Origin of the sequence: Citrobacter sp. 172116965 (assembly GCF_013458095.1) — a bacterium.
GTDB classification, from domain to species: Bacteria; Pseudomonadota; Gammaproteobacteria; order Enterobacterales; family Enterobacteriaceae; genus Citrobacter; species Citrobacter braakii.
Map to the genome: position 1 here is coordinate 2,425,447 of NZ_CP046673.1, position 25,447 is coordinate 2,450,893.

Annotated in this window: 24 protein-coding genes; 12 read left to right on the top strand and 12 right to left on the bottom strand. The window is 52.0% G+C overall.

What is annotated here, in order from left to right; genetic code table 11:
- Positions 1-99: 99 nt before the first annotated feature.
- Positions 100-843, bottom strand: a complete 744-nt coding sequence (rstA, locus tag GPJ68_RS11665; RefSeq protein ID WP_016153025.1) for a two-component system response regulator RstA — start codon at positions 841-843, stop codon at positions 100-102.
- Positions 844-960: 117 nt separating this feature from the next.
- Here rstA and GPJ68_RS11670 point away from each other — a divergent pair, with 117 nt between their 5' ends.
- Positions 961-1,296, top strand: a complete 336-nt coding sequence (locus tag GPJ68_RS11670) for a GlpM family protein (protein WP_016153026.1) — start codon at positions 961-963, stop codon at positions 1,294-1,296.
- Here GPJ68_RS11670 and folM read toward each other — a convergent pair.
- From folM to ydgH, 3 genes are all read right to left on the bottom strand, one after another.
- Positions 1,293-2,015, bottom strand: a complete 723-nt coding sequence (folM, locus tag GPJ68_RS11675) for a dihydromonapterin reductase (RefSeq protein WP_104652090.1) — start codon at positions 2,013-2,015, stop codon at positions 1,293-1,295. The genes GPJ68_RS11670 and folM overlap by 4 nt on opposite strands.
- 36 nt (positions 2,016-2,051) lie before the next feature.
- Entirely contained in the window at positions 2,052-3,434 is a 1,383-nt protein-coding gene (locus tag GPJ68_RS11680) for an amino acid permease (RefSeq protein WP_016153028.1), read from the bottom strand.
- A 244-nt stretch (positions 3,435-3,678) separates the two neighbouring features.
- The gene (gene ydgH, locus GPJ68_RS11685) at positions 3,679-4,623 is read right to left on the bottom strand and encodes a DUF1471 family protein YdgH (protein ID WP_016156455.1); all 945 of its coding nucleotides are present in this window, start codon (positions 4,621-4,623) and stop codon (positions 3,679-3,681) included.
- 525 nt (positions 4,624-5,148) lie between these two features.
- On the opposite strand from ydgH, the gene pntA reads away from it, so the two are divergent.
- From pntA to GPJ68_RS11700, 3 genes are all read left to right on the top strand, one after another.
- Complete coding sequence (gene pntA / locus GPJ68_RS11690; protein WP_104652106.1) at positions 5,149-6,678, top strand: Re/Si-specific NAD(P)(+) transhydrogenase subunit alpha; 1,530 nt, start codon at positions 5,149-5,151, stop codon at positions 6,676-6,678.
- 10 nt (positions 6,679-6,688) lie between these two features.
- Positions 6,689-8,077, top strand: coding sequence for a Re/Si-specific NAD(P)(+) transhydrogenase subunit beta (gene pntB, locus GPJ68_RS11695; RefSeq protein ID WP_016153031.1), 1,389 nt, complete (start codon positions 6,689-6,691; stop codon positions 8,075-8,077).
- Positions 8,078-8,236: 159 nt separating this feature from the next.
- On the top strand, positions 8,237-9,433 hold the full coding sequence (locus tag GPJ68_RS11700; protein WP_180837362.1) for a multidrug effflux MFS transporter: 1,197 nt from the start codon (positions 8,237-8,239) through the stop codon (positions 9,431-9,433).
- A gap of 32 nt (positions 9,434-9,465) precedes the next feature.
- Here the strand turns inward: GPJ68_RS11700 and GPJ68_RS11705 are convergent, their stop codons facing one another.
- Positions 9,466-10,500 carry an AI-2E family transporter gene (locus tag GPJ68_RS11705; protein ID WP_065554464.1) on the bottom strand — a complete coding sequence of 345 codons (1,035 nt, stop codon included), beginning with the start codon at positions 10,498-10,500 and terminating at the stop codon, positions 9,466-9,468.
- 416 nt (positions 10,501-10,916) lie between these two features.
- Here GPJ68_RS11705 and mdtJ point away from each other — a divergent pair, with 416 nt between their 5' ends.
- Complete coding sequence (gene mdtJ, locus GPJ68_RS11710) at positions 10,917-11,282, top strand: multidrug/spermidine efflux SMR transporter subunit MdtJ (protein ID WP_161623250.1); 366 nt, start codon at positions 10,917-10,919, stop codon at positions 11,280-11,282.
- Entirely contained in the window at positions 11,269-11,598 is a 330-nt protein-coding gene (gene mdtI, locus GPJ68_RS11715; RefSeq protein WP_065554463.1) for a multidrug/spermidine efflux SMR transporter subunit MdtI, read from the top strand. Before mdtJ ends, mdtI begins: the two co-directional genes overlap by 14 nt.
- Positions 11,599-11,632: 34 nt before the next feature.
- Here mdtI and GPJ68_RS11720 read toward each other — a convergent pair whose 3' ends face one another.
- From GPJ68_RS11720 to msrP, 5 genes are all read right to left on the bottom strand, one after another.
- Positions 11,633-12,454: a serine protease gene (locus GPJ68_RS11720; RefSeq protein ID WP_104651635.1), complete on the bottom strand. Its 822-nt coding sequence runs from the start codon at positions 12,452-12,454 to the stop codon at positions 11,633-11,635.
- 270 nt (positions 12,455-12,724) lie between these two features.
- Positions 12,725-13,120, bottom strand: coding sequence for an acid resistance repetitive basic protein Asr (gene asr / locus GPJ68_RS11725; protein WP_003028934.1), 396 nt, complete (start codon positions 13,118-13,120; stop codon positions 12,725-12,727).
- Positions 13,121-13,257: 137 nt separating this feature from the next.
- Positions 13,258-14,745, bottom strand: a complete 1,488-nt coding sequence (locus GPJ68_RS11730) for a carboxypeptidase M32 (RefSeq protein WP_016156460.1) — start codon at positions 14,743-14,745, stop codon at positions 13,258-13,260.
- Positions 14,746-14,791: 46 nt separating this feature from the next.
- Positions 14,792-15,418, bottom strand: coding sequence for a protein-methionine-sulfoxide reductase heme-binding subunit MsrQ (gene msrQ, locus GPJ68_RS11735; protein ID WP_016153038.1), 627 nt, complete (start codon positions 15,416-15,418; stop codon positions 14,792-14,794).
- Entirely contained in the window at positions 15,419-16,423 is a 1,005-nt protein-coding gene (gene msrP, locus GPJ68_RS11740; protein ID WP_104651634.1) for a protein-methionine-sulfoxide reductase catalytic subunit MsrP, read from the bottom strand.
- Between the two features lie 189 nt (positions 16,424-16,612).
- Between msrP and GPJ68_RS11745 the strand changes: the two genes are divergently transcribed.
- The 3 genes from GPJ68_RS11745 to GPJ68_RS11755 all read left to right on the top strand — a co-directional run bounded on the left by GPJ68_RS11745 (position 16,613) and on the right by GPJ68_RS11755 (position 19,661).
- Positions 16,613-17,335: a response regulator transcription factor gene (locus GPJ68_RS11745; protein ID WP_104651633.1), complete on the top strand. Its 723-nt coding sequence runs from the start codon at positions 16,613-16,615 to the stop codon at positions 17,333-17,335.
- Positions 17,332-18,822, top strand: a complete 1,491-nt coding sequence (locus GPJ68_RS11750; protein ID WP_104651632.1) for an ATP-binding protein — start codon at positions 17,332-17,334, stop codon at positions 18,820-18,822. Before GPJ68_RS11745 ends, GPJ68_RS11750 begins: the two co-directional genes overlap by 4 nt.
- 152 nt (positions 18,823-18,974) lie before the next feature.
- Positions 18,975-19,661 (top strand): CPBP family intramembrane glutamic endopeptidase, encoded by a 687-nt coding sequence (locus tag GPJ68_RS11755; RefSeq protein WP_104651631.1) that lies wholly within the window; start codon positions 18,975-18,977, stop codon positions 19,659-19,661.
- 33 nt (positions 19,662-19,694) lie between these two features.
- Here GPJ68_RS11755 and GPJ68_RS11760 read toward each other — a convergent pair whose 3' ends face one another.
- Positions 19,695-20,948, bottom strand: a complete 1,254-nt coding sequence (locus GPJ68_RS11760; RefSeq protein WP_049268644.1) for an MFS transporter — start codon at positions 20,946-20,948, stop codon at positions 19,695-19,697.
- Positions 20,949-21,055: 107 nt separating this feature from the next.
- Between GPJ68_RS11760 and GPJ68_RS11765 the strand changes: the two genes are divergently transcribed.
- The 3 genes from GPJ68_RS11765 to bioD all read left to right on the top strand — a co-directional run bounded on the left by GPJ68_RS11765 (position 21,056) and on the right by bioD (position 24,124).
- Complete coding sequence (locus tag GPJ68_RS11765; RefSeq protein WP_047358410.1) at positions 21,056-21,964, top strand: LysR family transcriptional regulator; 909 nt, start codon at positions 21,056-21,058, stop codon at positions 21,962-21,964.
- 118 nt (positions 21,965-22,082) lie between these two features.
- Positions 22,083-23,303, top strand: a complete 1,221-nt coding sequence (mlc, locus tag GPJ68_RS11770; protein WP_104651637.1) for a sugar metabolism global transcriptional regulator Mlc — start codon at positions 22,083-22,085, stop codon at positions 23,301-23,303.
- Between the two features lie 125 nt (positions 23,304-23,428).
- Positions 23,429-24,124 (top strand): dethiobiotin synthase, encoded by a 696-nt coding sequence (gene bioD / locus GPJ68_RS11775; RefSeq protein WP_016153046.1) that lies wholly within the window; start codon positions 23,429-23,431, stop codon positions 24,122-24,124.
- Here bioD and clcB read toward each other — a convergent pair.
- On the bottom strand, positions 24,080-25,369 hold the full coding sequence (gene clcB / locus GPJ68_RS11780; RefSeq protein WP_049281797.1) for a voltage-gated ClC-type chloride channel ClcB: 1,290 nt from the start codon (positions 25,367-25,369) through the stop codon (positions 24,080-24,082). The genes bioD and clcB overlap by 45 nt on opposite strands.
- Between the last annotated feature and the right edge of the window lie 78 nt (positions 25,370-25,447).

The window sequence follows — 25,447 nt, forward strand, 5'->3', positions numbered from 1 at the left end:
GCTGACTAATTCGCGGTGATGATACACACCATCTTTATCACCCAAATCTGGGTGATATTAAAAGTGACGGTGTAACGTATAATGGTCGGCCCGGAGGGATTACATTTGAGGTTCATCGTCCCAGGCGTGCGGTGCGAACAGATAACCTTTGTTGCGCACCGTTTTGATTCGATAGGGTTCAGTCGCGTTATCGAGCAGTTTTTTGCGTAACCGGGAAATTGCGACATCAACGCTGCGATCCATGCCGTCATAACTTACGCCGCGCAGGTTCTTCAGCAGCGCATCGCGGTCCATAATTTGCCCGGCATGGGTTGCCAGCTCCCACAGTAATTCAAAATCTGCGGTGGAGAGTGAGACTTGCTCGCCGCCGAGCAGCACGGAACGATTGGTTGGGTCGATAGTGAGTGTGCCAAAGCGCAGCGTCGTGTGCGGCGTGATGGTTGCCGCCTGAATGCCTTTAGACTGGACTGAATGTTCATTCTGGCGCAGATGCAGACGCAGGCGAGCAAGCAGCACTGCTGGCGGCGTTGTCTTCAGAATATAGTCACAGGCACCCATTTCCAGCGCCAGAATATGGTTCATATCGCTGTCCAGCGAGGTGAGCAGGACAATAGGACCCTGCCAGCGTCCGCGCAAATCGCGGCAGATAGTCATCCCATCTTTGCCCGGCAGCATGATATCTAATAACACCAAATCGGGTTGAACTTGCAGGATTTTCTCCTCGGCTAAATCACCTCGAGGCTCAACGATAACCTCAATATCATGCCGGGCCAGATAGGCCGCAATCAGCGAGCCAACTTCGGGATCATCTTCAACAAATACGATGGTGTTCATATCATTCATTTTGAATATAAAACGCCAACATACACCGCCCCGGTTTTTCCTTCCATTAATCTTTTCTAAACAAGAACGCTTCCGTTATGCTAGAGGCTGATGTTATTGATGTGTTAAGGCAGGGTGATGGGACTCGTTATAAAAGCGGCGCTCGGTGCGCTGGTGGTGGTGTTAATTGGTGTGCTGGCGAAAACAAAGAACTACTATATTGCCGGATTAATTCCGTTGTTCCCGACCTTTGCGTTGATTGCCCACTATATCGTGGCCAGTGAACGTGGGATCGAAGCGTTACGTACAACCATTGTCTTCAGCATGTGGTCGATTATTCCCTATTTTGTCTACCTCGTTTCGCTGTGGTATTTCACCGGATTTATGCGCTTACCCGTTGCGCTCGGCGGTTCAGTGGTGTGCTGGGGCCTGAGCGCATGGTTGCTTATTTTTTGTTGGATTAAATTGCACTAACGCAGATGACGCCCGCCATCAAGGGCAAAACTACGCCCGGTGACAAAACAGCTGGTCAACAGATAGTCAATTAAATCAATGACCTCTTTTTCACCCGGCGCTGTTTTCATCAGTGATTTGTTCAATGCCTGCTGACGATACTCTGCATCGTCACCCTCGTTAAACAGGATTAGCGAGGGGGCAATCGCGTTCACTTTCACTTCTGGTGCCAGTTTGCGCGCGAACGAGCGGGTCATGTTGTCCAGCGCCGCTTTGCTGGCTGCATAAGCGATGTGCTTATCGCTGCCACGCTCCACAACATAATCTGTAAAATGGATAATATCGCTGGCCGCATGTCCATGCCCGCGCAGCAATCCTTCCAGCGCGTGGTTGAGCAGGTAGGGGGTATTGACGTGAATCTGCATCATGGCCGACAGCACTTCGGTTAACGGCGCACCGGGCTTTTCTGCAAGCCAGGCACTGGCATTATGCACAATACCGCGCAGGCCATCCGTCTGTGCTTTGACCTCATCCGCAAAGGCCAGTACGCCCTCATCGGTGGAAAAATCAGCCTGGATACACAGCGCGCCCGCATCTCGCAGGCCATCAATAGTTGGATAATGCGTACGGTAGCTGACGATAACTGGCTGTTTTTGATTAATAAAGTGCCATGCGACGGCGAGGCCGATACGTCGACCTCCTCCGGTGATAAGAATTGGCAAAGGGGGTTTTTTACCCATCGTAATCTCCATGTGTCGCGAACGATGGGGACAATGTTACCCCATCAACATCCAGGTCGCCGGAACAGCAGCAACTAGCAGCAGGCCGATCAGCGCCATTTCCTGGCGTTTTAATACGTTTTCATGCGCGTGTGTTTTACGGGCATAAAGGAAGACCAGCAGCCCTGGCGCATACAGCACCACAGACAGCAGCAGGTGCATCGGACCTGACGCATACAATAACCATATGCCATAAATACTCGCTCCGATACCGACAGCCTTATGAATTGGACGAGTGGCAATTTTCAGCAGAAATGCGCCGACCAGTAAATAGGGCACCAGAATCATTTCTGAGGCGATGGTTAATAACGTATTGTAGTCGGAACCTGTGAGCCAGATCAGCACCAGGCAAATCTGTACGCAGATATTGGTTAGCCACAGCGACGCCGATGGCGCGCCTTGCGCGTTCTGCCGCGCAAAAATGCGTGGAAACGCTTTGTGCGTGGAGGCGAGGAACGGCACTTCCGCCGCCATAATCGTCCAGCTTAAATAAGCACCGCACACGGAAACAATCAGGCCTGCGGCAATAATAATTTCACCCCATGGCCCCATCATTTTCACCATCAGACCGGCCATTGACGGGTTGCGGATCTCCGCCAGTTCGGGACGCGCGACAACGCCCAAAGACAGCAGGGTGACAAGCAGATAAACGCCCAACGCGGCGAGTACCGCCAGCAGCGTAGCGCGTCCGACATCGCGTTTGTTTCTGGCACGAGCTGAAACCACCACCGCGCCTTCCACACCGATGAAAACCCACAGGGTGATGAGCATGGTGTTTTTTACCTGCTCCCAAACGGGAACGCCCAACGCTACGCCGGTAAAATCGAGGGTAAAGGTGTCGAGCTTAAACAGCATAAACGCCAGCACGATAAACAGACCAAGCGGCAGTAATTTCGCCAGCGTCGCCACCAGGTTAATACTGGCTGCTGTTTGCACACCACGCAGCACCAGAAAATGGACCACCCACAACAGCACCGATGCGCCAACAATCGACTGCCAGGTATTACCATCGCCAAACAGACGTAACTCCGGCGTGTCGGTAAAGAAGCTGAGCGCAGAGAAAACAATCACCAGATACGAAACGTTAGCGATAACAGCACACAGCCAGTATCCCCACGCGGAGCAAAAGCCAATCAGCTCACCGAAACCTTCACGTGCATAGGTAAATATGCCGCCATCCAGTTCAGGACGGATACGCGTCAGAATCAGCATGGCAAAGGCAAGCAAAAGGATACCCGCACCGGTAATCGCCCAACCAATCAGTAATGCAGCCGGGCTTGCTACCGCCGCCATATTTTGTGGCAGGCTGAAAACACCAGCGCCGAGCATTGAGCTTAAAACCAGCGCGGTGAGTGCGCTCAGACCCAATTTCTTTTCCATTTGTATCCAGTGACAAAAACGAGAGTGAGAGAATAATTATTTTGGCAAACCGCATAAAAATGGTGAAAGCCACTAAGGCGCGGGATTTTACGGAGAGAAGAGAACGCATGCAATGGGGATAGAGAGATTTGTGACTAATAGTGTGAAAAGTAGTCTTAATACTGCTGTTTTTGTTTCGCCCGAGGGGAGGATGGCGGGAAATTATCAGGTCTACAAGGCTGTAGACCTGATAAGGTACTGAGTATTACTTATACAGGTCAGCGCTGATGGTCATGTTATTACCACGTTCAGACCACTGGCGGGTGATGTGATAATACTTAGCGCCTTTCTTCGCTGCGCGTTTGGCAACCTGGTAAGAGATTTCAGTCATGTTGCCATAGTTACCGGTGAACTTGATGCTGTCGAACGGCACCATCATAGCGGCGGTTGCTTTATTCAGTTCTTCAACTTTGGTTCCATCCGGCAGCGTGACAGTGTAACGCCCACCTTTGGTGGATTGCGTTTCGAAGAAACGACCGACTTCAGCGCTCGGAGACGCGGTAGTCGCAACGCCTGGGATCTCAACTTTCTTCGCGGCTTCGCCACCGGCGGCTAATGCGGCACGTCCGGCATCTGAATCTGCTGGGATCGCATCAGGGCTTTGTACTACGCGTTTTTTCGCATCAGCTTTATAGATGAATGCGGTAATACGCTGGTTACCACCCTGGTTGGCATCGACCTGGCGCACGATGTAGAAGGAGTAAGCGCCTTTCTCTTTCGCTGCTTTGGTGATGGCATCGTTCACTTCAGGCTGGCTGCGGTAGAAGCCCTGCACCGTAACGGTATCGAATGGTTCTATCAGAACGGCCTGATCTTTCGGTAATTCCATCACGCCGTTAATGACACGGTTTTTGGACGCTTCCGCTTTTTCAGCATCGGCTTTATAGATGTCGGCTACAACGCGCCAGTTACCGCCGCTGCCAAAATCTGAGGTATCAACAACATAAAAGGAGGCTGCACCGTCTTTATCTGCACGGCGTGATACGGCGGTCACCGCGTCACCGATAGCATTAAAACGACCGGTAACCACAATGCGGTCATAGGGTTTCAGGGCAGCCGCTTGCTCCGGCGTCAATTCTGTCGCTGCATTTACAGAAAAAGCAGTCGCAGAAATAAGTGCGGACGCCAGGAGAGTGTTCTTAAGCTTCATAAAAATAATCCTTCGCCTTGCGCAAACCAGGTACTGGTATTGTTATTGACTAGAAACGTCGCTGATTATTGCATTTAAATTGTGTCAGTGTCTGCGTCATTTTTCACTCATCGTGCCACGTGACGTAACAACACAGATAACATTTTGTGATATGTCGAAAATTTCGGCGTTTGGCGACCAAAACTGATAAAGCAGTTGAATTTCATAAGTTAATTTAATGTTAATCAATTGTTTTTGGCAGGCACGTAATCATGTTTTGCCGCTTCGCTTGAGCGAATTATCGGCCTTTGTGGGCTATTTTTAGGGTATTTTATCTGCCAGCGGTTCGATTCATCTCTATTTCGCGAATTTCATAATAAATACTGTTTTTTGGCGCTAGATCACAGGCGTCATTTTCAGTAGGTTATACAGAGTTTGTTACTGTTTTATTTTATTGGGGTAACACTGACCTCTTTCGAGAGTGCGCGCATGCCTCGTGCGAACATTGATAAACCATCATCACAAATACAGATGGAAGGGAACATTATGCGAATTGGCATACCAAGAGAACGGTTAACCAATGAAACCCGCGTCGCAGCTACGCCGAAGACGGTTGAGCAGCTGCTTAAGTTGGGTTTCAGCGTCGCGGTTGAAAGCGGTGCAGGTCAACTGGCAAGTTTTGACGATAAGGCGTTTGTACAAGCAGGCGCAGAAATTGTTGACGGAAATGCCGTCTGGCAGTCAGAGATCATCCTGAAGGTCAACGCGCCGGAAGAGGCGGAAATCCCGTTGCTCAACCCGGGCACGACGCTGGTGAGTTTTCTTTGGCCCGCGCAAAACCCTGAGCTGTTGCAGAAGCTGGCAGAGCGCAACGTGACGGTTATGGCGATGGATTCCGTGCCGCGTATTTCGCGCGCGCAGTCGCTTGATGCCTTAAGCTCGATGGCGAATATCGCCGGGTATCGTGCCATTGTTGAAGCCGCTCATGAATTTGGCCGCTTCTTCACCGGGCAGATCACCGCCGCGGGCAAGGTTCCACCTGCCAAGGTCATGGTGATTGGTGCGGGTGTGGCAGGTCTGGCTGCTATCGGTGCGGCAAACAGCCTGGGCGCTATCGTTCGTGCTTTTGACACCCGTCCGGAAGTGAAAGAGCAAGTTCAGAGTATGGGCGCTGAATTCCTCGAACTGGACTTTAAAGAAGAGGCCGGCAGCGGCGACGGTTACGCCAAGGTGATGTCCGAAGCGTTCATCAAAGCCGAAATGGCGCTCTTCGCCGCGCAGGCGAAAGACGTTGATATTATCGTTACCACCGCGTTGATTCCGGGCAAACCGGCACCGAAACTGATCACCCGTGAAATGGTCGATTCGATGAAGGCGGGCAGCGTGATTGTCGATCTCGCCGCGCAAAACGGCGGTAACTGCGAATATACCGTGCCCAACCAGGTGACCACCACCGAGAACGGGGTGAAGGTTATCGGTTATACCGATCTGCCAGGCCGACTGCCGACGCAGTCTTCCCAGCTTTATGGCACGAACCTCGTTAACCTGCTCAAGCTGTTGTGCAAAGAGAAAGACGGCAATATCACCGTCGATTTTGACGACGTGGTCGTACGTGGCGTTACGGTGGTTCGCGAGGGTGAAATCACCTGGCCTGCGCCGCCTATCCAGGTTTCAGCTCAGCCGCAGGCTGTGCCAAAAGCCGCGCCCGCGCCGAAAGAAGAGAAAAAACCGGCCTCACCGTGGCGCAAATATGCGTTGATGGCACTGGTAGTCATACTGTTTGGCTGGCTTGCTGATGTCGCGCCGAAAGAGTTCCTGGGTCACTTTACGGTGTTCGCGCTTTCCTGTGTAGTGGGTTACTACGTGGTCTGGAATGTGTCGCACGCGCTACACACTCCGCTGATGTCCGTGACAAACGCTATCTCCGGGATCATCGTTGTCGGGGCGTTATTGCAAATTGGCCAGGGTGGCTGGGTGAGTTTCCTGAGCTTTATCGCGGTGCTTATTGCCAGCATTAATATTTTCGGTGGCTTCACCGTGACTCAGCGCATGCTGAAAATGTTCCGGAAAAACTAAGGGGTAACATATGTCTGGAGGATTAGTTACAGCTGCATACATTGTTGCCGCGATCCTGTTTATTTTCAGCCTGGCGGGGCTTTCGAAACACGAAACCTCTCAACAGGGTAACAACTACGGTATCGCCGGGATGGCGATTGCGCTGATTGCCACGATTTTTGGCCCGGAGACCGGCAACGTTGCGTGGATCCTGGTGGCGATGATCATCGGCGGCGCGATTGGTATTCGTCTGGCGAAGAAAGTCGAGATGACCGAGATGCCGGAGCTGGTGGCGATTCTGCACAGCTTCGTCGGTCTGGCGGCGGTACTGGTGGGTTTCAACAGCTACCTGTATCACGACACGGGCCTGGAACCGATTCTGGTGAACATTCACCTGACGGAAGTGTTCCTTGGTATCTTCATCGGTGCGGTGACCTTTACCGGTTCCGTGGTGGCGTTTGGCAAACTGCGCGGTAAGATCTCCTCTAAACCGCTGATGCTGCCGAATCGTCACAAAATGAACCTGGCGGCGCTGGTTGTTTCTTTCCTGTTGCTGGTGGTGTTTGTTCGTACCGAAAGCGTGGGTCTGCAGGTTCTGGCGCTGCTGGTGATGACCATTATTGCGTTAGCCTTTGGCTGGCATCTGGTGGCGTCCATCGGCGGTGCGGATATGCCGGTCGTCGTTTCAATGCTTAACTCCTATTCAGGATGGGCGGCGGCGGCGGCGGGCTTTATGCTCAGCAACGATCTGCTGATCGTCACCGGTGCGCTGGTCGGTTCTTCCGGTGCGATCCTGTCTTACATCATGTGTAAGGCGATGAACCGTTCGTTTATCAGCGTGATTGCCGGTGGCTTTGGTTCTGACGGTTCTTCTACGGGGTCTGATGAAGAAGTCGGTGAGCATCGTGAGATTAATGCGGAAGACACGGCAGAAATGCTGAAGAATTCGCACTCCGTGATAATTACCCCGGGCTATGGCATGGCCGTGGCACAGGCGCAATATCCGGTTGCTGAAATCACCGAGAAACTGCGCGCGCGCGGCATCAAGGTACGTTTCGGTATTCACCCGGTAGCAGGGCGCTTGCCAGGTCATATGAACGTGCTGCTGGCGGAAGCCAAAGTACCCTATGACATCGTGCTGGAAATGGATGAAATCAATGATGATTTCGCCGATACCGATACCGTGCTGGTGATTGGCGCCAACGATACGGTAAACCCGGCGGCGCAGGACGATCCGCGTAGCCCAATCGCCGGTATGCCAGTGCTGGAAGTATGGAAAGCGCAGAACGTTATCGTGTTCAAACGCTCTATGAACACCGGCTATGCTGGCGTGCAGAACCCGCTGTTCTTTAAAGAAAACACCCATATGCTGTTTGGCGATGCCAAAGCCAGCGTGGATGCGATCCTGAAAGCGCTGTAATCGTCAGCGCAAACCAAGACGGCCTCTGCGGAGGCCGTTTTTTTAATACTCCGCTATTCATGATTACCACTCATAAACCCATACGGTTTTAACCGTCTAATCACCGTAAAACGCCGTGTATATACTGCTTCCTGACTTTTTAGAACATAACAGGGCGCTATGCGTACACGTAAACATGCCTCACCGGCGGCTATAGCAAGCCAGACTGGTCTTACTTTTATTCTGATCCTCAGTGGCCTGATGGCCTTTGCCTCGCTTTCCACCGACATTTATCTTCCGGCAATGCCGACAATGGCAGAGGATTTATATGGCAATGTAGAACTGACGATCACCGGTTTTTTGGTAGGTTTCGCCATTGCGCAATTGATTTGGGGGCCGATAAGCGATCATCTGGGACGGCGTAAACCGCTGTTAATTGGCATGGTGCTTTTTATCATCGGCTCCGCAGGATGTGCGATGTCCACGAGTATTACGCAAATTGTTTTCTGGCGAGTTTTTCAGGCGCTTGGGGCCTGTACCGGACCTATGCTGGCGCGAGCGATGATCCGCGATCTCTTTGCACGTACTCGCGCGGCGCAAATGCTTTCAACTCTGGTGCTGGTCATGGCGATTGCGCCAATAGCAGGACCGTTGATTGGCGGACAAATTATTCGCCTGAGCACCTGGCATTCTGTTTTTTGGCTGCTGGCGGTGATAGGGGCGCTGATGTTTATCTCCTTAAACTGGCTGCCGGAAACATTGCCGGAAGAGAAACGGGTGAAAGCTTCTTTAGCTGGCGCATTTCGTAATTATCGTTCGTTATTCGCCAATGGACGTTTTATGCGCTACACCCTGAGCCTGACGTGTTATTACGTTGCCGCGTATGCGTTTATTACCGGTTCGCCGTTTGTTTATATTAGCTATTATCATGTTGAACCACAGCATTACGGCTGGCTGTTTGCGCTCAATATTGTCGGAGTCATGGTCATGAGCGTAGTAAACCGTCGTCTGGTGCAACGGCATTCTCTGGAGCAACTGCTAAAGTATGCGACGATGCTGGCAGCGCTGGCTGCAGTGGCGCTTGCAGTGCTGGTTAAGCTGGAGTCTGGTGGCGTTGAAGCCATTATCATCACCGTTTTTCTGTTTTTCTCAATGAATGGCATTATTGCTGCTACTTCAACCGCTGCCGCGCTGGACGCGGTACCGAGCATCGCCGGTTCAGCCTCCGCGCTGATTGGCGCGTTACAATACGGTAGCGGCATTATCTCGTCATTGCTGCTGGCCGCCTTCAGCGACGGAACGCCATGGACTATGGCCTGGATAATTGCGTTATTTACGTTGTGTAGCGCCGTTCTGGCGCTACGTGCTATGCGCTAAACGATAAAAATGCCCGCAATGGCGGGGCGAATTCACTCTTTATTGAGATCGCTCAGCAACACGGCAATGCTTTGACCGCCGTTGGTTTGCTCAAGCGCGATTTTCACGATGATGGTCAGCGGTACAGAAAGCAGCATCCCGACAGGCCCCAGTAACCAGCCCCAGAAGATTAACGACAGAAACACCACCAGCGTAGACAACCCAAGTCCACGTCCCATGATCCGCGGTTCGAGGATATTCCCGAACACCAGGTTAATGACCAGATAACCTGCGAAAACCACCAGGGCGTCATAAAGGCCGCTAAATACCAGCACCTGAGCAATAGGGGGAATGGCGGCCAGCACCGAACCGATATTAGGAATATAGTTGAGCGCAAACGCCAGCAGTCCCCAGACAAAAGCGAAACGCACGTCGAGTGCGGCGAGCATGCCCCAGGCCACCAGCCCGGTCACAATGCTGATCGCCGTTTTGAGCACCAGATAGTGGGAAACGCTGTCGATGGCGCGTTGAATCGCCGCCATTCCCTCAATGGGACGGCTCATCATTTGTTTGAGTTTGTTGGGTAACTGCGGTACTTCCAGCAGCATAAAAACCACCGTCAACAGCAGTAAAAATATCGAAGACATGGCATTAGACAACTGCGCCAGTAAATTGGTCACCAGCGTCATTGCCGCGTTCGGGTCGATATATTTGACGAGTTCATCCACGGAAACGCCGATCCCTACGCGCTGTAACCACGGCTCAAGGTTTTTGAGTGGGATAACCAGTGAAGAGCGATACTGCGGCAGCGTTCGCGCAAGCTCATTTAAGGATGTACCTAAATACGCTAATAGCAACACCATTAGCATCACAATAATAACAATGAGCAATGATACCGCTATTACGCGCGGTATGCGAAGTTTGACCATCCGCTGCACCACGGGGTTAAGCACGACGGCAATAAATAACGCCAGAATAAATGGGACGATGATATCTGCGGCAACGCGGATGCCGCTCAGGATGATAACCAGCATGCCCAGCATAATGACTATTTTTAGGCCGTTAAGCGTGATGATCGGTTTCGCCATGTGTATTCCTGCATTTTTCATTTTTGAATCTGAATAATAATGTGATTTGCGTCGAGCCGTTATAACAAAAATCAAATGGGGCAGGTAAAGAAGTGAAAAGACTTTGAGTTCGCATTGAAGCTATGGTACAAATCATCTGTGTTTAACTACCGAGGACAATTATCATCCGCGATGATGAGAAGCAACACTGCGGATAATTGTAATATTATGGACAATATGTTCAGGATGTTTTTGCGTTTACCTTCACTTCTTCGTACCTCCTCCACTTTCTTGCTTGCGGGTGAGCAACACTGGCGCAACGCGCTTTAGTCCCTTCTTCTGCCTGAGCTGGCGCTGTGCGCTGAGCTAACTAATTTTATTTTTTGGTTTACTGCATGCAGTAGGCCCAAAGGACTATATTCTCAAGCAGGAGAAGCATTATGTTTTACTGGATATTATTAGGTCTGGCCATCGCGGCTGAAATTACTGGTACGCTGTCAATGAAATGGGCAAGTGTCGGTCATGGTAATTCGGGCTTTATTTTAATGCTGGTAATGATTGCCTTATCGTATATTTTTCTCAGTTTTGCCGTTAAAAAAATTGCCCTTGGTGTGGCCTATGCCTTATGGGAAGGTATCGGTATTTTATTTATTACGCTGTTCAGCGTGCTGTTATTTGACGAAACCTTGTCCACGATGAAGGTGGCTGGACTGGTCTCGCTGGTGTTAGGTATTGTGCTGATTAAATCCGGTACACGAAAACCGACAAAGGCGGGCAGAGAGGTGAGCCATGCAGCAGTTTGAGTGGGTTCACGGCGCATGGCTTGGCATAGCCATTGTGCTCGAAATCGTCGCTAACGTCTTTTTGAAATTTTCAGATGGGTTTCGCCGCAAGACTTATGGCGTGCTGTCGCTGGTAGCCGTGTTAGCGGCCTTTAGCGCGCTGTCCCAGGCGGTAAAAGGTATCGACCTTTCTGTTGCCTACGCCTTGTGGGGCGGCTTCGGGATTGCCGCGACGTTAGCGGCAGGTTGGGTATTGTTTGGTCAGCGCCTGAATCATAAAGGTTGGATCGGTGTGGCGCTGCTGCTTGCCGGAATGGTAATGATTAAACTTGCCTGATCTCAGTGCTGCCCGTTACTACGGGCAGCATAGGTTATTCCTTCGCCAACTCATCCAGCTTATCGCGAAAACCGGTCACGGATATGGCGCGATTATCGGCCCGCCAGCGATCTTTCGCCGCCGGAGCGGAGCTTTGTACGCCAATCAACTGCCAGCCAGTATCTGTCTTCAACATTAATGGTGAACCGCTGTCGCCCGGGAGTGTGTCGCACTGATGCGACAAGACGGTATTCTGTGCCCAACCGGTCACCACGCAATCCTGATGCGTGTACAAATCATCGAGATGATCTTCCGGGTAGCCCGACTGCGTAACTTTACGATCTGCGGTTTTCAGCGCCGCGGTTAATGCCGCTTTATCACCTTCAAATAATGGCAGCGGTGTGATGCCAGAAGGTGGGTAACGCAGCACCACCAGACCAAAATCCCACGGGGCAGCGGAAGACGGCACAATCCAGCCATCGCCATCGGCTTTTAAACGTTTTCCGAGCGAGGGATCTACCCGTCCTTCAATGCCGTGGATCTCGTAGCGCCAGACACCCTTTTTCGACACGAAGCGTAATGCCACGGCTTTATCCGGCTTGCCTTTCGGGGGGGTGAGTAAGCAGTGTCCGGCAGTCAGTGCCAGACGTGGTGATATGAGCGTGGCGGTACACAGGTTACCGCTGGCGGTTTCCAGTTGCCCGATAGCGTCCCAAGGAGATTGCGTTGGGTCAGTAACTTTTATGCGATCGTCATGACCAAAAAACAGCGTTTTTACGTTTTCAGCTTCAGCGCTGGCCGTTGCAGGCTGGTCCGCATGCGCAACGACAGGAAGTAAACAAATTGAACCCAGTAACACAGCAATGGTTTTATGCATATCACACTCTGGTGGGGAATTATGATTTTTAACAGCAAACCCTCAGTTAATACTATAGACGGGACGGCGGGAAAGTGGGAGTAAAATCAGATAACTACACTCAGGAAAGATAAAAATGCATGGCAATGAGGGCGCAAATTATCAGGGTAATAAGAATGAACTCAAAGCGATAATGTGACACCATTTTACCCTCCAAAAGGCGGCGCTAAATCAGGTCGATTTAGCGCCGTATGCTATGGCGTGGGGGACGCCATAGTAACTACAAATGTGTTATGCAGCTGGCTGAGCAGCGGGTTTAGCGGTGTCGTGTTTTACGGCTTTTTTGGTGTGTTTTTTAGCTGCCTGAGCTTTCTGCTCTGGTGCTTTTTGTTCTGCAGCGGGTTTGGTCGCTGCTTTTTTGGTGTGTTTTTTAGCAGCCTGAGCTTTCTGCTCTGGCGCTTTCTGTTCTACAGCCGGTTTTGTGGTGGATTTTTTAGCGTGTTTCTTGGCAGCCTGCGCTTTCTGCGGCGCTGCTTTGTGCTGTTTTTTATGATGAGTGGTTTTTGCCGGAGCTGCTTTGGTGGTTGCAGCAGCAGCCGGAGCGGTGGTAGCAGTTGTTTCAGCAGCAAATGCAGCAGAAGACAGACCCATAGCAGCGGCAACAACCAGAGCTAATACTTTTTTCATTCTCATACCCTCGATTTGGTTTTTCATTCAACCCCACTGCGGGGCCGTTGAAATAACTATATCGCTGTAATCACAGGGCTTCCGTGAGTCATTGGTTTCGGCGTGTAACGATATGTACAATGACTCACGGTATGAGATTACAAATAGCGGGCTTCCAGATGAGCGCGGAAATAACGGCTGCTGAGCGGCTCTCCGGTGGCCTGGGTAATAAGCTGTTCAGTGGTGAAACGGCTGCCATGCTGCCAGATATTCTGACGTAACCAGTCAAACAGGGCACCAAACTCACCTTGCGCAATAGACTGCTCTAAATCAGGCAATGCGCGCTTAGCGGCACTGAATAACTGCGCCGCATACATGGCGCCTAAAGTATAAGAAGGGAAGTAGCCAAAGCCGCCGTCGGTCCAGTGAATATCCTGCATACAACCGTTACGATAGTTGCCGATGGTTGACAGTCCCAGCCAGGACTGCATTTTCTCATTCCACAATGCCGGGATATCATCCACTTCAATATCGCCATTAATGAGCGCGCGTTCGATTTCATAACGCAGGATAACGTGAGCAGGATAGCTCACCTCGTCGGCATCAACACGGATAAAACCGGGTTTAACCTGCTGGTTCCAGGCGATGAAATTGCTTTCTTCAAACGCAGCCTGATCGCCAAAGTGGCGCGTCACAGCAGGAATTAACCGCGTCAGAAATGCTTTACTGCGCCCCAGTTGCATCTCAAAGAACAGACTCTGGGACTCATGAATGGCGGTTGAGCGTGCCAGGGCGATAGGTTGCCCTGACCAACTGTGCGGCAGATTTTGCTCATAGCGGGCGTGACCGGTTTCATGGATCACGCCAAACAGCGCGCTAAGTAATTCGTTTTCATCATAGCGGGTGGTGATACGCACATCTTCAGGTACGCCACCACAGAAGGGGTGCGCACTGATATCCAGTCGACCAGCCGTAAAATCGAATCCCAACTGCGCCATCGTTTCAAGGCCCAACTCTCGCTGGATTGCGGTTGGGAAAGGACCAACCGGGGCGATGAGCGACTGCTGAGACTGCTTTGCCACCACCTTGTTGAGCAGATCCGGTAACCAGCTCTTAACGTCTGCAAACAAGACATCCAATTGGGCACTGGTCATCCCTGGTTCGAATATGTCCAGTAGCGCGTCATACGGCGAACAGCCTGTGGCTTCGGCACGCAGCCGGGCTTCTTCACGACTGTGCTTCACGACCTCTTTCAGGTTTTCGGAAAATCCCTCCCAGTCATTGGCTGGTCGCTGGCTGCGCCAGGCATGCTCACAGCGGCTACCCGCGAGTGATTTCGCTTCTACCAACGATTCAGGTAGTAAGGATGCCTGATGATGCAGTCGCGACATTTCGCGCAGGTTGGCTTGCTCAACATCGTTAAGGTCTTCCTGTTGGGCTGCGGCGATCCACGTTGCCACCTTCGGGTCGGTTAACAACTGGTGCTCAAGCACGCTCAGCTCGGCCAGTGCTTCGCCGCGAGCTTTGCTGCCGCCAGATGGCATCATGGTAAACATGTCCCAACTGGCGATTGCCGAGAGGTGGGAGAAGCGAGAGAGCCGCTGGAACGTGCGGGTGAGCTGATGGTAATTATCATTGTTACTCATTTTTTGTTCTCGTTCTGTTTAGGTGTGGTGAGAAGTTTACCGTGATTCATTCACTTTTCATAAACACACCTTTGTACCCGACTTTGCGTAACAGCTTTTTATAGCGAAAAGCCAGTAGCACGAGAAAACAGAGGGCATAAATAATGGGGAACGGTGATAACACTTTTACCGACCACAGATAATGCAGCGGAAGCAAAACGGCCGCCAGGTAGACGTAGTTGTGCAATGTTTGCCAGCGTTTGCCCATTTTACGTTGCGCGGCTTGCGTGGAGGTCAGCGTCAGCAGGAATAAGATTATCCAACCAGTCATGCCCAACGTTAGCCATGGGCGTGAAACCAATTCACGTCCCAATAATCCCAGATTTTGTATACCCAACTCCAGCAGCGCATAGCTGGTCATATGCAGCGTGGCCCATGCAAAACACCATAACCCTAATAATCGACGGGTGCGATACAACAACGGCTGCTTTGCGTAGCGGGCAAGCGGTGACACCAGCAGGGTAGCAAGCAGAAACTTCAGCGCGGTGATGCCCGTAAAGTGTTGGATATCTTTACCCGGGTCGGCCCCCAACTCACCACGCTGTGCGGCCCAGAAGAGCCATAGCAGGGGTAAAAAACCGGCGAGATGCAGCAGTACTTTCAGGCCGGTTATCTGTTTTGCGGTTAACCTCACTTAAAAATACTCCCGTAGATCCATGCCCTGATATAAAGAAGCCACCTCATCGGCATAACCATTAAAAGGCAACGTGGGCTGTCGCTGAACATCGAGAATGCCACCCGAACCGATAAAACGCTCTGTGGCCTGAGACCAGCGGGGGTGATCGACTTGCGGATTGACGTTGGCGTAAAAACCGTATTCGTTAGGTGCCGACATATTCCAGGTCGTCGGCGGCTGTTCACGCGTCAGCTTAATACTGACTATCGATTTAATTCCCTTGAAGCCGTACTTCCAGGGTACGGTCAGGCGTATTGGCGCTCCGTTTTGCGGCGGCAACGCTTTGCCATAAACGCCCACGGTCAGAAGGGTAAGCGGGTGCATGGCCTCGTCCAGACGTAAACCTTCAACATAGGGATACTTCAACCCGCCACCAATGAAGCGATCTTTCTGGCCGGGCATTTCATCAGGCGCGTAGCGTGTTTCAAAGGCGACGTATTTGGCGTGGCTGGTGGGTTCAACCAGCGCCAATAATTTATGCAAAGGAAAGCCGACCCACGGTACAACCATCGACCACGCCTCAACGCAACGCATCCGGTAAATACGCTCTTCTAATGGAAAACGAGTCGTCAGCGCATCATGATCCAACGTTAAAGGGTTGTTCACTTCACCGCTGATGGTTAACGTCCAGGGATCGGTTTTCAGGCTACCGGCATTCGCGGCAGGATCGGCTTTATCCAGACCAAATTCGTAGAAATTGTTGTAGCCCGTTACCTTGTCTTCCGGCGTCAAGGGAAGATTGTTTTGCCAGATCTCGGGTTTTGTGAACTCGAGCGGTTTGCCCGCCGGTGCAGACGGACGATCGTTGCCTTTAAACCAATTCAGCAGACCGGCCTGTGTCGGGGAAGAGAACGAAGCCGCCGCCGCACCTATCCCAAGAGCTTTGAGGATCTGTCGTCGTTGCATAAAAAAAACGGACTCGGCGGTAACATCAGCTTCCCGAAGTGGATGTTTTTTCTGCATAACTTTTCCTTTTTATTTTCATGTTAAGGAAAACAAATCGACGTTTCCCTGTTGATGCCTGACCTATCTATAACGTCATACTGGACGCATGCGTATCCCTGATTCCTCACGAAAAGTTAAAAATTTTGTGATAACTTCCGCCCCTTGCCTGAGGTAAGCTTTCAGCATGACGAGAGGGGGATGACACTGATGGCAGGCGCAAAAAAGATATTTTTGGTGGAAGATGACAGCGATATTGCCTCACTTTTGCAACTTAGCCTGAAGGATGAGGGGTACGAAATTATTCATGAGGCTGATGGGGCACGAGCGGTCGAGCGACTGGAGAAGCACGTCTGGGATGCCGTTATCCTCGATTTAATGCTGCCGGGGGGGGACGGTCTGGAAATTTGTCGTCGCATTCGGCAAATGAGTTTCTATCTACCTGTCATTATTATCAGCGCTCGCACCAGTGAAACTCACCGCGTACTGGGGCTGGAAATGGGCGCTGATGATTATTTAGCCAAACCTTTCTCGGTGCTGGAATTGATGGCCCGGGTGAAGGCGTTGTTTCGCCGTCAGGAGGCGATGAGTCAGAACCTGCGTATGGAGGCGGGGATTATCACCGTCCATGGTGTGGAGATTGATCCATTAGCCCGGGAAGTCCGCCTGCAGGGTAAATCCCTCGATTTAACGCCGCGTGAATTCGATCTGCTCTATTTTTTCGCCCGCCATCCCGGGGAGGTCTTTTCGCGTCAGGCGTTGTTAGACCAGGTGTGGGGCTACCAGCACGAAGGATATGAGCATACGGTGAACAGTCATATTAATCGCCTGCGCACCAAAATTGAAAAAGATGCTGCGGAGCCGGAAATTATTCTTACCGTTTGGGGACGAGGCTATAAGCTTGCTGCGGTTAACGCGGAGCATCAACCATGATTTATCGATTGTCGCTGAGCCAGCGTCTGACCCTGGTCTTTACCGCTATTATGTTGATTTGCGCGGTTGCGGTCAGCGTTGTCCAGATCCGCAGCAGTAAACAGTATGGCGACGCCATGGTGCAAAGGCTCTCGCTGGAATTGGCAAGCAAAATTGTCAAAAGTGAGTCGCTTATTGATGCCAGCGGGCAGGTTGATCGGCAGACCTTAAAAGGACTGTTTAATCACCTGATGACGCTCAACCCTAGCGTGGAGCTGTATCTGGTTTCACCGTCAGGCGAGATACTTGCTGATGCCGCTCCGCCTGGGCATATTCAGCGCCAGAACATTAGCGTACAGCCGATCCAGGTTTTCCTTAATTCGGACGAGCTGCCCGTTTATGGCAATGATCCGCGCAGCAGCCAGCAAAAGGTATTCAGCGCCGCGCCAGTTTTATTTAATGGCAAGCTGCATGGCTATTTGTACATTATTCTCCAGGGCGAAGATCTCAATATGCTGGCGAATACCGCCTGGCAAAAAACGCTTTGGAACACCGTGACCGGGACGTTAATACTGGTTTTATTAGCCGGTGCAATCGCGGGGTACCTGGTGTGGAGATGGGTGACGAATCCGGTGAAAAGGCTGACCGGTCAGGTGGTTAATCTGGAGCAGGACAGCATTAGCGTCATCAAACAGCTGGCGCATAAAAAGCCCGATTTAACTCCGGCGAATGAAATTGCGTTGCTGAACAATGCATTTATTGAGTTAGCACAGAAAATTGCTCACCAATGGGATTTATTAGCTGACAGCGATCGTCAGCGCAGAGAGTTTATCGCTAATATTTCGCACGATTTACGTACGCCGCTCACTTCACTGCTGGGGTATCTGGAAATGCTGTCACTGAAAGCCGATACGATGACGCCGGAGGAAAATCGGCATTATCTAAGCATTGCACTGCGCCAGGGGCATAAGGTTCGCCATCTGTCACAACAGCTTTTTGAGCTGGCGAGACTTGAGCATGGCGGCATAAAACCACAGCGTGAACGTTTTGCTATTGGCGAGCTGATCCAGGATGTGGCACAGAAATTTGATCTACCCGTTGCCACGCGTCATTTGCAGTTGCACCTTGACGTAATTGGTCCGTTACCGCTGGTGAATGCCGATTTATCGATGATGGAAAGAATCGTCACGAATTTGCTGGATAACGCTATCCGTCATACGCCTGACGGGGGCGAAGTGTGGTTAAAAGTCTGGCGTGAGGAAGACCGCTTGTTAGCAGAAGTGCAGGACAGCGGGCCTGGCGTCGAAGAGGCTGTTCGCGAAGTATTATTTCAGCGCCCGACGGCGTTACTACCCCGTGAGCAGCGGGCTGAGCGTGGTGGTCTGGGCTTACTGATCGTGCGCAGAATGCTCGAACTGCATGGGGGAGATATCCGCCTGATTAATTCGACGGCAGGGGCCTGTTTCCGTTTTTCGTTGCCGCTGGCGGAATCCCCACTGAGTAGCTGATGAGAATGTTCCGCTGAAAAGAGTCTGTAACGCTATACGCGTTGTAAATCGTGGGCATTGCGTAAAAGTTGGTAGGTTGTCAGTGATAATGAGAATTTTTATCATATATTGATAATTCATCAAGTTATCTTTGATAAGCGCAAGGAGATCGTATGTCACTGGATGCCGACAACCTGTATATCGTCAGGACCCAAGCGGTTGCTGGCTGTTTTACCATGTTTTTGCTGATGTTTGGCCTCACGTTTCTTCCGTTGTTTTTCCCCGCCAGCCAGGTTCTGCTTGCCAAAGGGCTACTTTTTCCGCTGCTGTTTGCGCTGGAATTTGTTGTGCTGGTCCCGCTGTATTACTTCTTCTTTAGAAAAAGAGAGGGGCTGGGAAAGGGAATTTTCAACGCCAGATGGTTTGTCATTTTGTTCGTGGCGCTGCTGTTTATTCAGCTTATCCTGCCATGGTTTCTGGGCCTCAGACAAACCGAAGCGTGGGTAACCAGCCAGATATCCCTAAACAGCTACGCGCTGTGGTTATCCACTCTGACCCTGATATTTATTGCGCCAGTGTATGAAGAGATTGTTTTCAGGGGCTGTTTATTCAATGCATTCCAGTATTGGTTCAATAATAAAACCTGGCTGTCGTCGGTGGTGGTATCGGTCATTTTTGCCATCATGCATACCCAGTATGTGGATCTGCGCACGTTGCTGATGCTGTTTCTTGTGTCGCAGGTTTTGATCATCGCCAGACTGAAAAGCAACGGCCTGTTGATGCCGGTTATACTCCATATAGCGATGAACGGGACGGTTATTGCCCTGCAAATGGGGGCTCAGACGTTACAGCCTGGTTGATGAAGGTGATGCCCGGAACCCGGGCATCGTGGATTATACGTGCAGACGATGGTGCAGACGTGCACCGACCAGCAACGCCAGCACCAGCATCAGAGCGATAAATCCGCCCACGCCGTTCCAGCCGTAGCTGTGCCAGAATACGCCACCCAGCGTACCGGCAATACTGGAACCCAGATAATAGCTGAACAGATACAGGGAAGATGCCTGGCCTTTAGCGCGTTTTGCCCGTGGTCCAATCCAACTGCTTGCCACGGAGTGCGCGGCAAAGAACCCGGCTGAAAAGAGCAGCATCCCGGCGAAGATCAGCCACAGCGACGTGAACAGGGTCATCAACAGTCCAACTAGCATCACGCCGGTTGAAAAGAGCATTACCGGACCACGTCCATAGCGGGTGGTCATCGACCCCGCTTTCGGTGAGCTCCAGGTCCCGGTCAGATAGGCCACGGACAACAGACCGACAACCGCCTGGCTGAGTTCCCACGGCGAGAGCATCAGACGGTAGCCGATGTAATTAAACAGCGTGACAAACGACCCCATCAGTAAAAAACCTTCCGCAAACAGCAGCGGCAACCCTCTGTCGCGCCAGTGCAAACGAAAGTTGATAAACAGCGTTTTCGGTCGCAGCGACGTTGGTCTGAAATGACGAGATTCCGGCAAGATTTTCCAGAACATCAGCGCGGAGGCGAGGGCAAAACAACCGATCGCCGCCAGCGCGATACGCCAGTTAAAAAAGTCGGTAAACACGCCGCTTATCAAACGGCCACTCATACCACCAATCGAGTTACCGCTGATATATAAGCCCATTGAGAAGGCGACGAAGCTGGGATGTATTTCCTCGCTCAGATAGGTCATTCCCACTGCCGCCACGCCGCTGAGCGAAAGACCTATCAGCGCACGCATGATTAAAATACCGTGCCAGCTGGTCATCATCGTCGAAAGCAATGTACAACAGGACGCGAGCAGTAGGGCGGTAACCATCACCGGCTTGCGGCCTATCGCATCGGAAAGTGGACCGGTAAACAGTAAACCGATCGCGAGCATCGCCGTTGAGATGGAAAGCGAAATACTGCTGCTGGCGGGAGAGACCCCAAACTCGTGCGAGAGCACTGGCAGTATGGGTTGCACGCAATAGAGGAGAGCAAATGTCGCCAGCCCGGCCGAAAACAGCGCCAGCGTGACGCGCATAAATGGGGATGTTCCGCGTTTGATAAAACTATCCGGCGGGGTAACTCTCTGTTCATCAACATTGCTTGTCGGCGCGGTATCGACAGTTGTTGTACGGCTCACTTGAAATCCTTGCTCAATCAATTACCTCTACATGACTAGCTTTAAGAGTATGAAAATCGCATTATTCTGTCTAATATATTAATAATCTCAAATGATATTTTAAAAATATGAATATCGAGCTGCGTCATTTACGTTACTTTGTAGCGGTTGCCGAAGAATTGCATTTTGGCCGGGCGGCGGCACGGCTGAATATTTCGCAACCGCCGCTGAGCCAGCAAATCCAGATCCTCGAGCAGCAGGTCGGCGCCCGACTTCTGGCGCGCACTAACCGCAGCGTGGCGCTGACCTCAGCCGGAAAGCAGTTTCTGGCAGACAGTCGGCAGATCCTGGGGCTGGTTAATGAGGCCGCTGCCAGGGCTGAGCGTCTGCATCTGGGTGAAGCGGGGGAATTGCGTATCGGCTTTACGTCATCGGCACCGTTTATCAAAGCGGTTTCAGATACGTTATCCCTCTTTCGCCAGAGCTACCCCGCTGTACATATGCAAACCCGTGAAATGAACACGCGCGAGCAAATTGCCCCGCTCAATGAAGGAACGCTGGATTTGGGACTTCTGCGCAACACGCAGCTTCCGGAAACGCTGGAGCGTGAAATCATTCTGCATGAGCCGCTGATGGCGATGATCCCGCGCGCGCATCCGCTGGCGCAAAAGCCGGTGGTCACATTGGCGGAGTTGGCCAATGAGCCATTTGTCTTTTTTGATCCGCATGTGGGGACGGGGTTGTATGACGATATTCTTGGCCTCATGCGTCGCTATGGACTGAAGCCGACTATCACTCAGGAGGTTGGCGAGGCGATGACTATCATCGGGCTGGTGGCCGCAGGATTAGGTGTTTCCATTCTTCCCGCTTCCTTTAAACGGGTGCAATTGTATGAAATGTGTTGGATCCCGATAGCGGAAGACGATGCCGTTTCGGAAATGTGGCTGGTGTGGCCAAAACATCATGAGCAAAGTCACGCCGCGCAACGCTTTCGCGAGCAACTGTTGGCGGCCGTTCAGGCGATTAATTTAGTTTAAAAATGGGCGAAAATGTGCAGTAAATCACAAGGCTAAGTAAAAAGTTGACGGAAGCCATTGAAGTGCTTCACCATAGCCCGCAGATTATTTCGGAGCGCGAAAATAAAGGGAGTAAGTGGTGGTTGCTGATAGTCAGCCTGGGCATATCGATCAAATTAAGCAGACCAATGCGGGCGCGGTTTATCGCCTGATTGATCAGCTGGGTCCGGTATCGCGTATTGATCTCTCTCGCCTGGCACAATTGGCGCCTGCCAGTATTACTAAAATTGTCCGCGAAATGCTCGAAGCGCACCTGGTGCAAGAGTTGGAAATCAAGGAAGCGGGCAGCCGTGGACGTCCGGCCGTTGGGCTGGTTGTGGAAACGGAAGCCTGGCACTATTTATCCATTCGTATCAGTCGCGGCGAGATCTTTCTGGCGCTGCGCGATCTAAGCAGCAAACTGGTGGTTGAAGATTGTCTTGAAATGGCGCTGGTCAGTGAAACACCATTGCTGGAACGCGTTATTACCCAGGTCGATCAGTTTTTCATCCGCCACCAGCAAAAGCTGGAGCGCTTAACCTCCATCGCCATTACCTTACCCGGCATTATTGATACTGAAAACGGTATCGTTCATCGCATGCCATTCTACGACGATGTCAAAGAGATGCCGCTGGGTGAAGCGCTTGAAAATCATACCGGCGTGCCGGTCTATATTCAGCACGATATCAGCGCCTGGACTATGGCCGAGGCGCTTTTTGGCGCATCGCGCGGCGCGCGCGACGTCATTCAGGTGGTGATCGATCATAACGTGGGGGCCGGAGTAATCACCGACGGTCATCTACTGCATGCCGGCAGCAGTAGCCTGGTGGAAATTGGTCATACCCAGGTGGACCCCTACGGCAAACACTGTTATTGCGGCAACCATGGTTGCCTGGAAACGATCGCCAGCGTCGACAGCGTGCTCGAACTGGCACAGGTACGCTTGAAGCAGTCGATGAGTTCTTCTCTACACGGGCAACCGTTAACGGTAGACGCGCTGTGTCTGGCGGCGATGCAGGGGGATTTATTGGCGAAAGATATCATTAGCGGCGTCGGGACCCATGTTGGACGGATTTTGGCCATCATGGTGAATTTGTTCAACCCGCAAAAGATATTGATTGGTTCTCCGCTCAGTAAAGCGGCGGATATTTTGTTTCCCACTATTGCTGACAGCATTCGTCAGCAAGCGCTCCCGGCCTACAGTCAGCATATTGTCGTCGAAAGTACGCAGTTCACCAATCAAGGGACGATGGCAGGGGCGGCGCTCGTGAAGGACGCGATGTATAACGGTTCTTTGTTGATTCGTCTATTACAGGGTTAACATTTTTTAACTGTTGTACGAAAAATTGCGCTATCTCAAGCCGATTCTCGTCGTCATACCTTAGACTTTCTCCACTGTATTATTTTCCTGACTTATATTTTCAAAGCATAACGGTGGAGTTAGTGATGCTGAAGCGTTTCTTTATTACAGGTACAGACACTTCTGTTGGGAAGACCGTGGTTTCCCGCGCATTACTACAAGCGTTAGCGTCAGGGGGTAAAAGCGTTGCGGGCTACAAACCCGTGGCCAAAGGAAGCAAAGAGACACCTGAAGGTCTGCGCAACAAAGATGCGCTGGTGCTGCAAAGCGTCTCCACTATCGAACTGCCCTACGAGGCGGTCAACCCGATTGCGTTGAGTGAGGATGAAAGCAGCGTAGCGCATAGTGGTCCGGTCAATTACACCCTGTTATCCAACGGCCTCGCAAGCCTCAGCGAAAAAGTGGATCACGTAGTTGTGGAAGGCACCGGAGGCTGGCGGAGCCTGATGAACGATCTGCGTCCGTTATCTGAATGGGTGGTGCAGGAACAACTGCCGGTGCTGATGGTGGTGGGTATCCAGGAAGGCTGTATTAATCATGCCATTCTCACCGCGCAGGCGATTGCCAGCGACGGACTGCCTTTGATTGGCTGGGTCGCGAACCGAATCAACCCGGGGCTAGCGCATTATGCGGAAATCATTGATGTGCTGGGCAAAAAATTACCCGCACCGCTGATCGGTGAACTGCCTTATCTGCCTCGTGCAGAGCAGCGCGAGCTGTCTCAGTACATCCGTCTGTCAATGCTCGGCAGCGTGTTGTCGGTAGATAGAGTCCTGGCGTAACGTTCGCGACAGCACAGACGCCACCACACAGGCAATCAGCAATCCGGGGAGCAGACGATACTCCCCGGTCATTTCACAAACCATCAGTGTCGACATTATTGGCGCATGCGTGGTCGCTGCCAGCAGCGTGGCCATCCCCGTTAATCCCAGCAGAATGGCAATCTCATCCGGACCCGGAAGCCATAATCCCCACACTCGTCCCAGCAGCATACCCACCGAAAGACCGACAAACAGCGTTGGCGTAAACACACCGCCAGGCGCACCGGAACCACTGCTGGCAAGCACCGCCAGTAATTTGCAGATGAAGATCCCGCTCACCACGGCCAGCAGCGGTGGGGAGAGTAAATATGACTGCACCACGCTGTAGCCGTTACCCCAGACCGCAGGCGTGAGCAATGACAGCAGGCCAACGATCAGCCCGCCGAGCGCCAGTTGCCACGGGGGCGAGAGTTTTAAGCGCAAAAACCCATTATGGCTGGCGGTCATCAACCACATGAATAGCGGTCCGCAAACGCCGGCAGCCAGACCGGTGCTGATGATCATGACGTATTCCAGCGCATGCAGTTCCCGTGTGAAGTGCACGGCATACAGCAGCGCATTGCTGGCGCTCAGCATATTGGTGGTGAGCAAGGCGACGACGGCGGATACCACCACCGGTCCCAGTGACGCGAGGATCAACGTGCCAAACAACACTTCAGCAATAAATAGACTGCCCGCCAGTGGGGCATGATACGCTCCGGCCATACCCGCAGCGGCTCCGCAGGCAATCCATAACTTCCATTCTGTGCGCGGGGTGAAGCGTTGAGCAAAGCTGGAGGCTGCCAGCGCTGCCAGTAAAATCATGGCACCTTCGCGCCCGATGGCACTCCCGCTGGAGACGACCAGTAACGAGGCAAGCGATTTCACCAGGCTTGCACTGACGTCAAATTGTCCGTTAGTTTGCAAGGCTTCCATGTAATCAGTGGGAGCCTGCGGGCGTAACCGGTTGAACGTTTGCCATCCCCAAAGCAGCAAACCCGCCGCCAGCCCTCCTAACGCAGGTGTCAGCATGCGTCTTACAGGGGAAAGGTTTGTTGCCGCGTTGACCAGACTCCCTGTGTCATTGCTCAGGAACAACCATTCAAGAAGGAGCATGGCGTGGCGAAATCCTGCGACGGCCAACGCAGCAAGGATACCAATCAGCGCAGCAATCAGCAGGCGGCGGAACATGGCGCGCAGGTCAGGATAAGCATGTAAATGATGCATGAGTGGCCAGACAGGAAATTTCAGACGCTTTATTTTGCGGCTATTTGGCAACAGAAGCAAAAGCTCAGCGTGCGCAAC

Excerpts from the sequence above, each read along its gene's own strand:
- rstA (WP_016153025.1), bottom strand. The coding sequence starts at position 843 with ATGAATGATATGAACACCATCGTATTTGTTGAAGATGATCCCGAAGTT.
- GPJ68_RS11670 (WP_016153026.1), top strand. The coding sequence starts at position 961 with ATGGGACTCGTTATAAAAGCGGCGCTCGGTGCGCTGGTGGTGGTGTTA.
- folM (WP_104652090.1), bottom strand. The coding sequence starts at position 2,015 with ATGGGTAAAAAACCCCCTTTGCCAATTCTTATCACCGGAGGAGGTCGA.
- GPJ68_RS11680 (WP_016153028.1), bottom strand. The coding sequence starts at position 3,434 with ATGGAAAAGAAATTGGGTCTGAGCGCACTCACCGCGCTGGTTTTAAGC.
- ydgH (WP_016156455.1), bottom strand. The coding sequence starts at position 4,623 with ATGAAGCTTAAGAACACTCTCCTGGCGTCCGCACTTATTTCTGCGACT.
- pntA (WP_104652106.1), top strand. The coding sequence starts at position 5,149 with ATGCGAATTGGCATACCAAGAGAACGGTTAACCAATGAAACCCGCGTC.
- pntB (WP_016153031.1), top strand. The coding sequence starts at position 6,689 with ATGTCTGGAGGATTAGTTACAGCTGCATACATTGTTGCCGCGATCCTG.
- GPJ68_RS11700 (WP_180837362.1), top strand. The coding sequence starts at position 8,237 with ATGCGTACACGTAAACATGCCTCACCGGCGGCTATAGCAAGCCAGACT.
- GPJ68_RS11705 (WP_065554464.1), bottom strand. The coding sequence starts at position 10,500 with ATGGCGAAACCGATCATCACGCTTAACGGCCTAAAAATAGTCATTATG.
- mdtI (WP_065554463.1), top strand. The coding sequence starts at position 11,269 with ATGCAGCAGTTTGAGTGGGTTCACGGCGCATGGCTTGGCATAGCCATT.
- GPJ68_RS11720 (WP_104651635.1), bottom strand. The coding sequence starts at position 12,454 with ATGCATAAAACCATTGCTGTGTTACTGGGTTCAATTTGTTTACTTCCT.
- asr (WP_003028934.1), bottom strand. The coding sequence starts at position 13,120 with ATGAAAAAAGTATTAGCTCTGGTTGTTGCCGCTGCTATGGGTCTGTCT.
- GPJ68_RS11730 (WP_016156460.1), bottom strand. The coding sequence starts at position 14,745 with ATGAGTAACAATGATAATTACCATCAGCTCACCCGCACGTTCCAGCGG.
- msrP (WP_104651634.1), bottom strand. The coding sequence starts at position 16,423 with ATGCAGAAAAAACATCCACTTCGGGAAGCTGATGTTACCGCCGAGTCC.
- GPJ68_RS11745 (WP_104651633.1), top strand. The coding sequence starts at position 16,613 with ATGGCAGGCGCAAAAAAGATATTTTTGGTGGAAGATGACAGCGATATT.
- GPJ68_RS11750 (WP_104651632.1), top strand. The coding sequence starts at position 17,332 with ATGATTTATCGATTGTCGCTGAGCCAGCGTCTGACCCTGGTCTTTACC.
- GPJ68_RS11755 (WP_104651631.1), top strand. The coding sequence starts at position 18,975 with ATGTCACTGGATGCCGACAACCTGTATATCGTCAGGACCCAAGCGGTT.
- GPJ68_RS11765 (WP_047358410.1), top strand. The coding sequence starts at position 21,056 with ATGAATATCGAGCTGCGTCATTTACGTTACTTTGTAGCGGTTGCCGAA.
- bioD (WP_016153046.1), top strand. The coding sequence starts at position 23,429 with ATGCTGAAGCGTTTCTTTATTACAGGTACAGACACTTCTGTTGGGAAG.
- clcB (WP_049281797.1), bottom strand. The coding sequence starts at position 25,369 with ATGCATCATTTACATGCTTATCCTGACCTGCGCGCCATGTTCCGCCGC.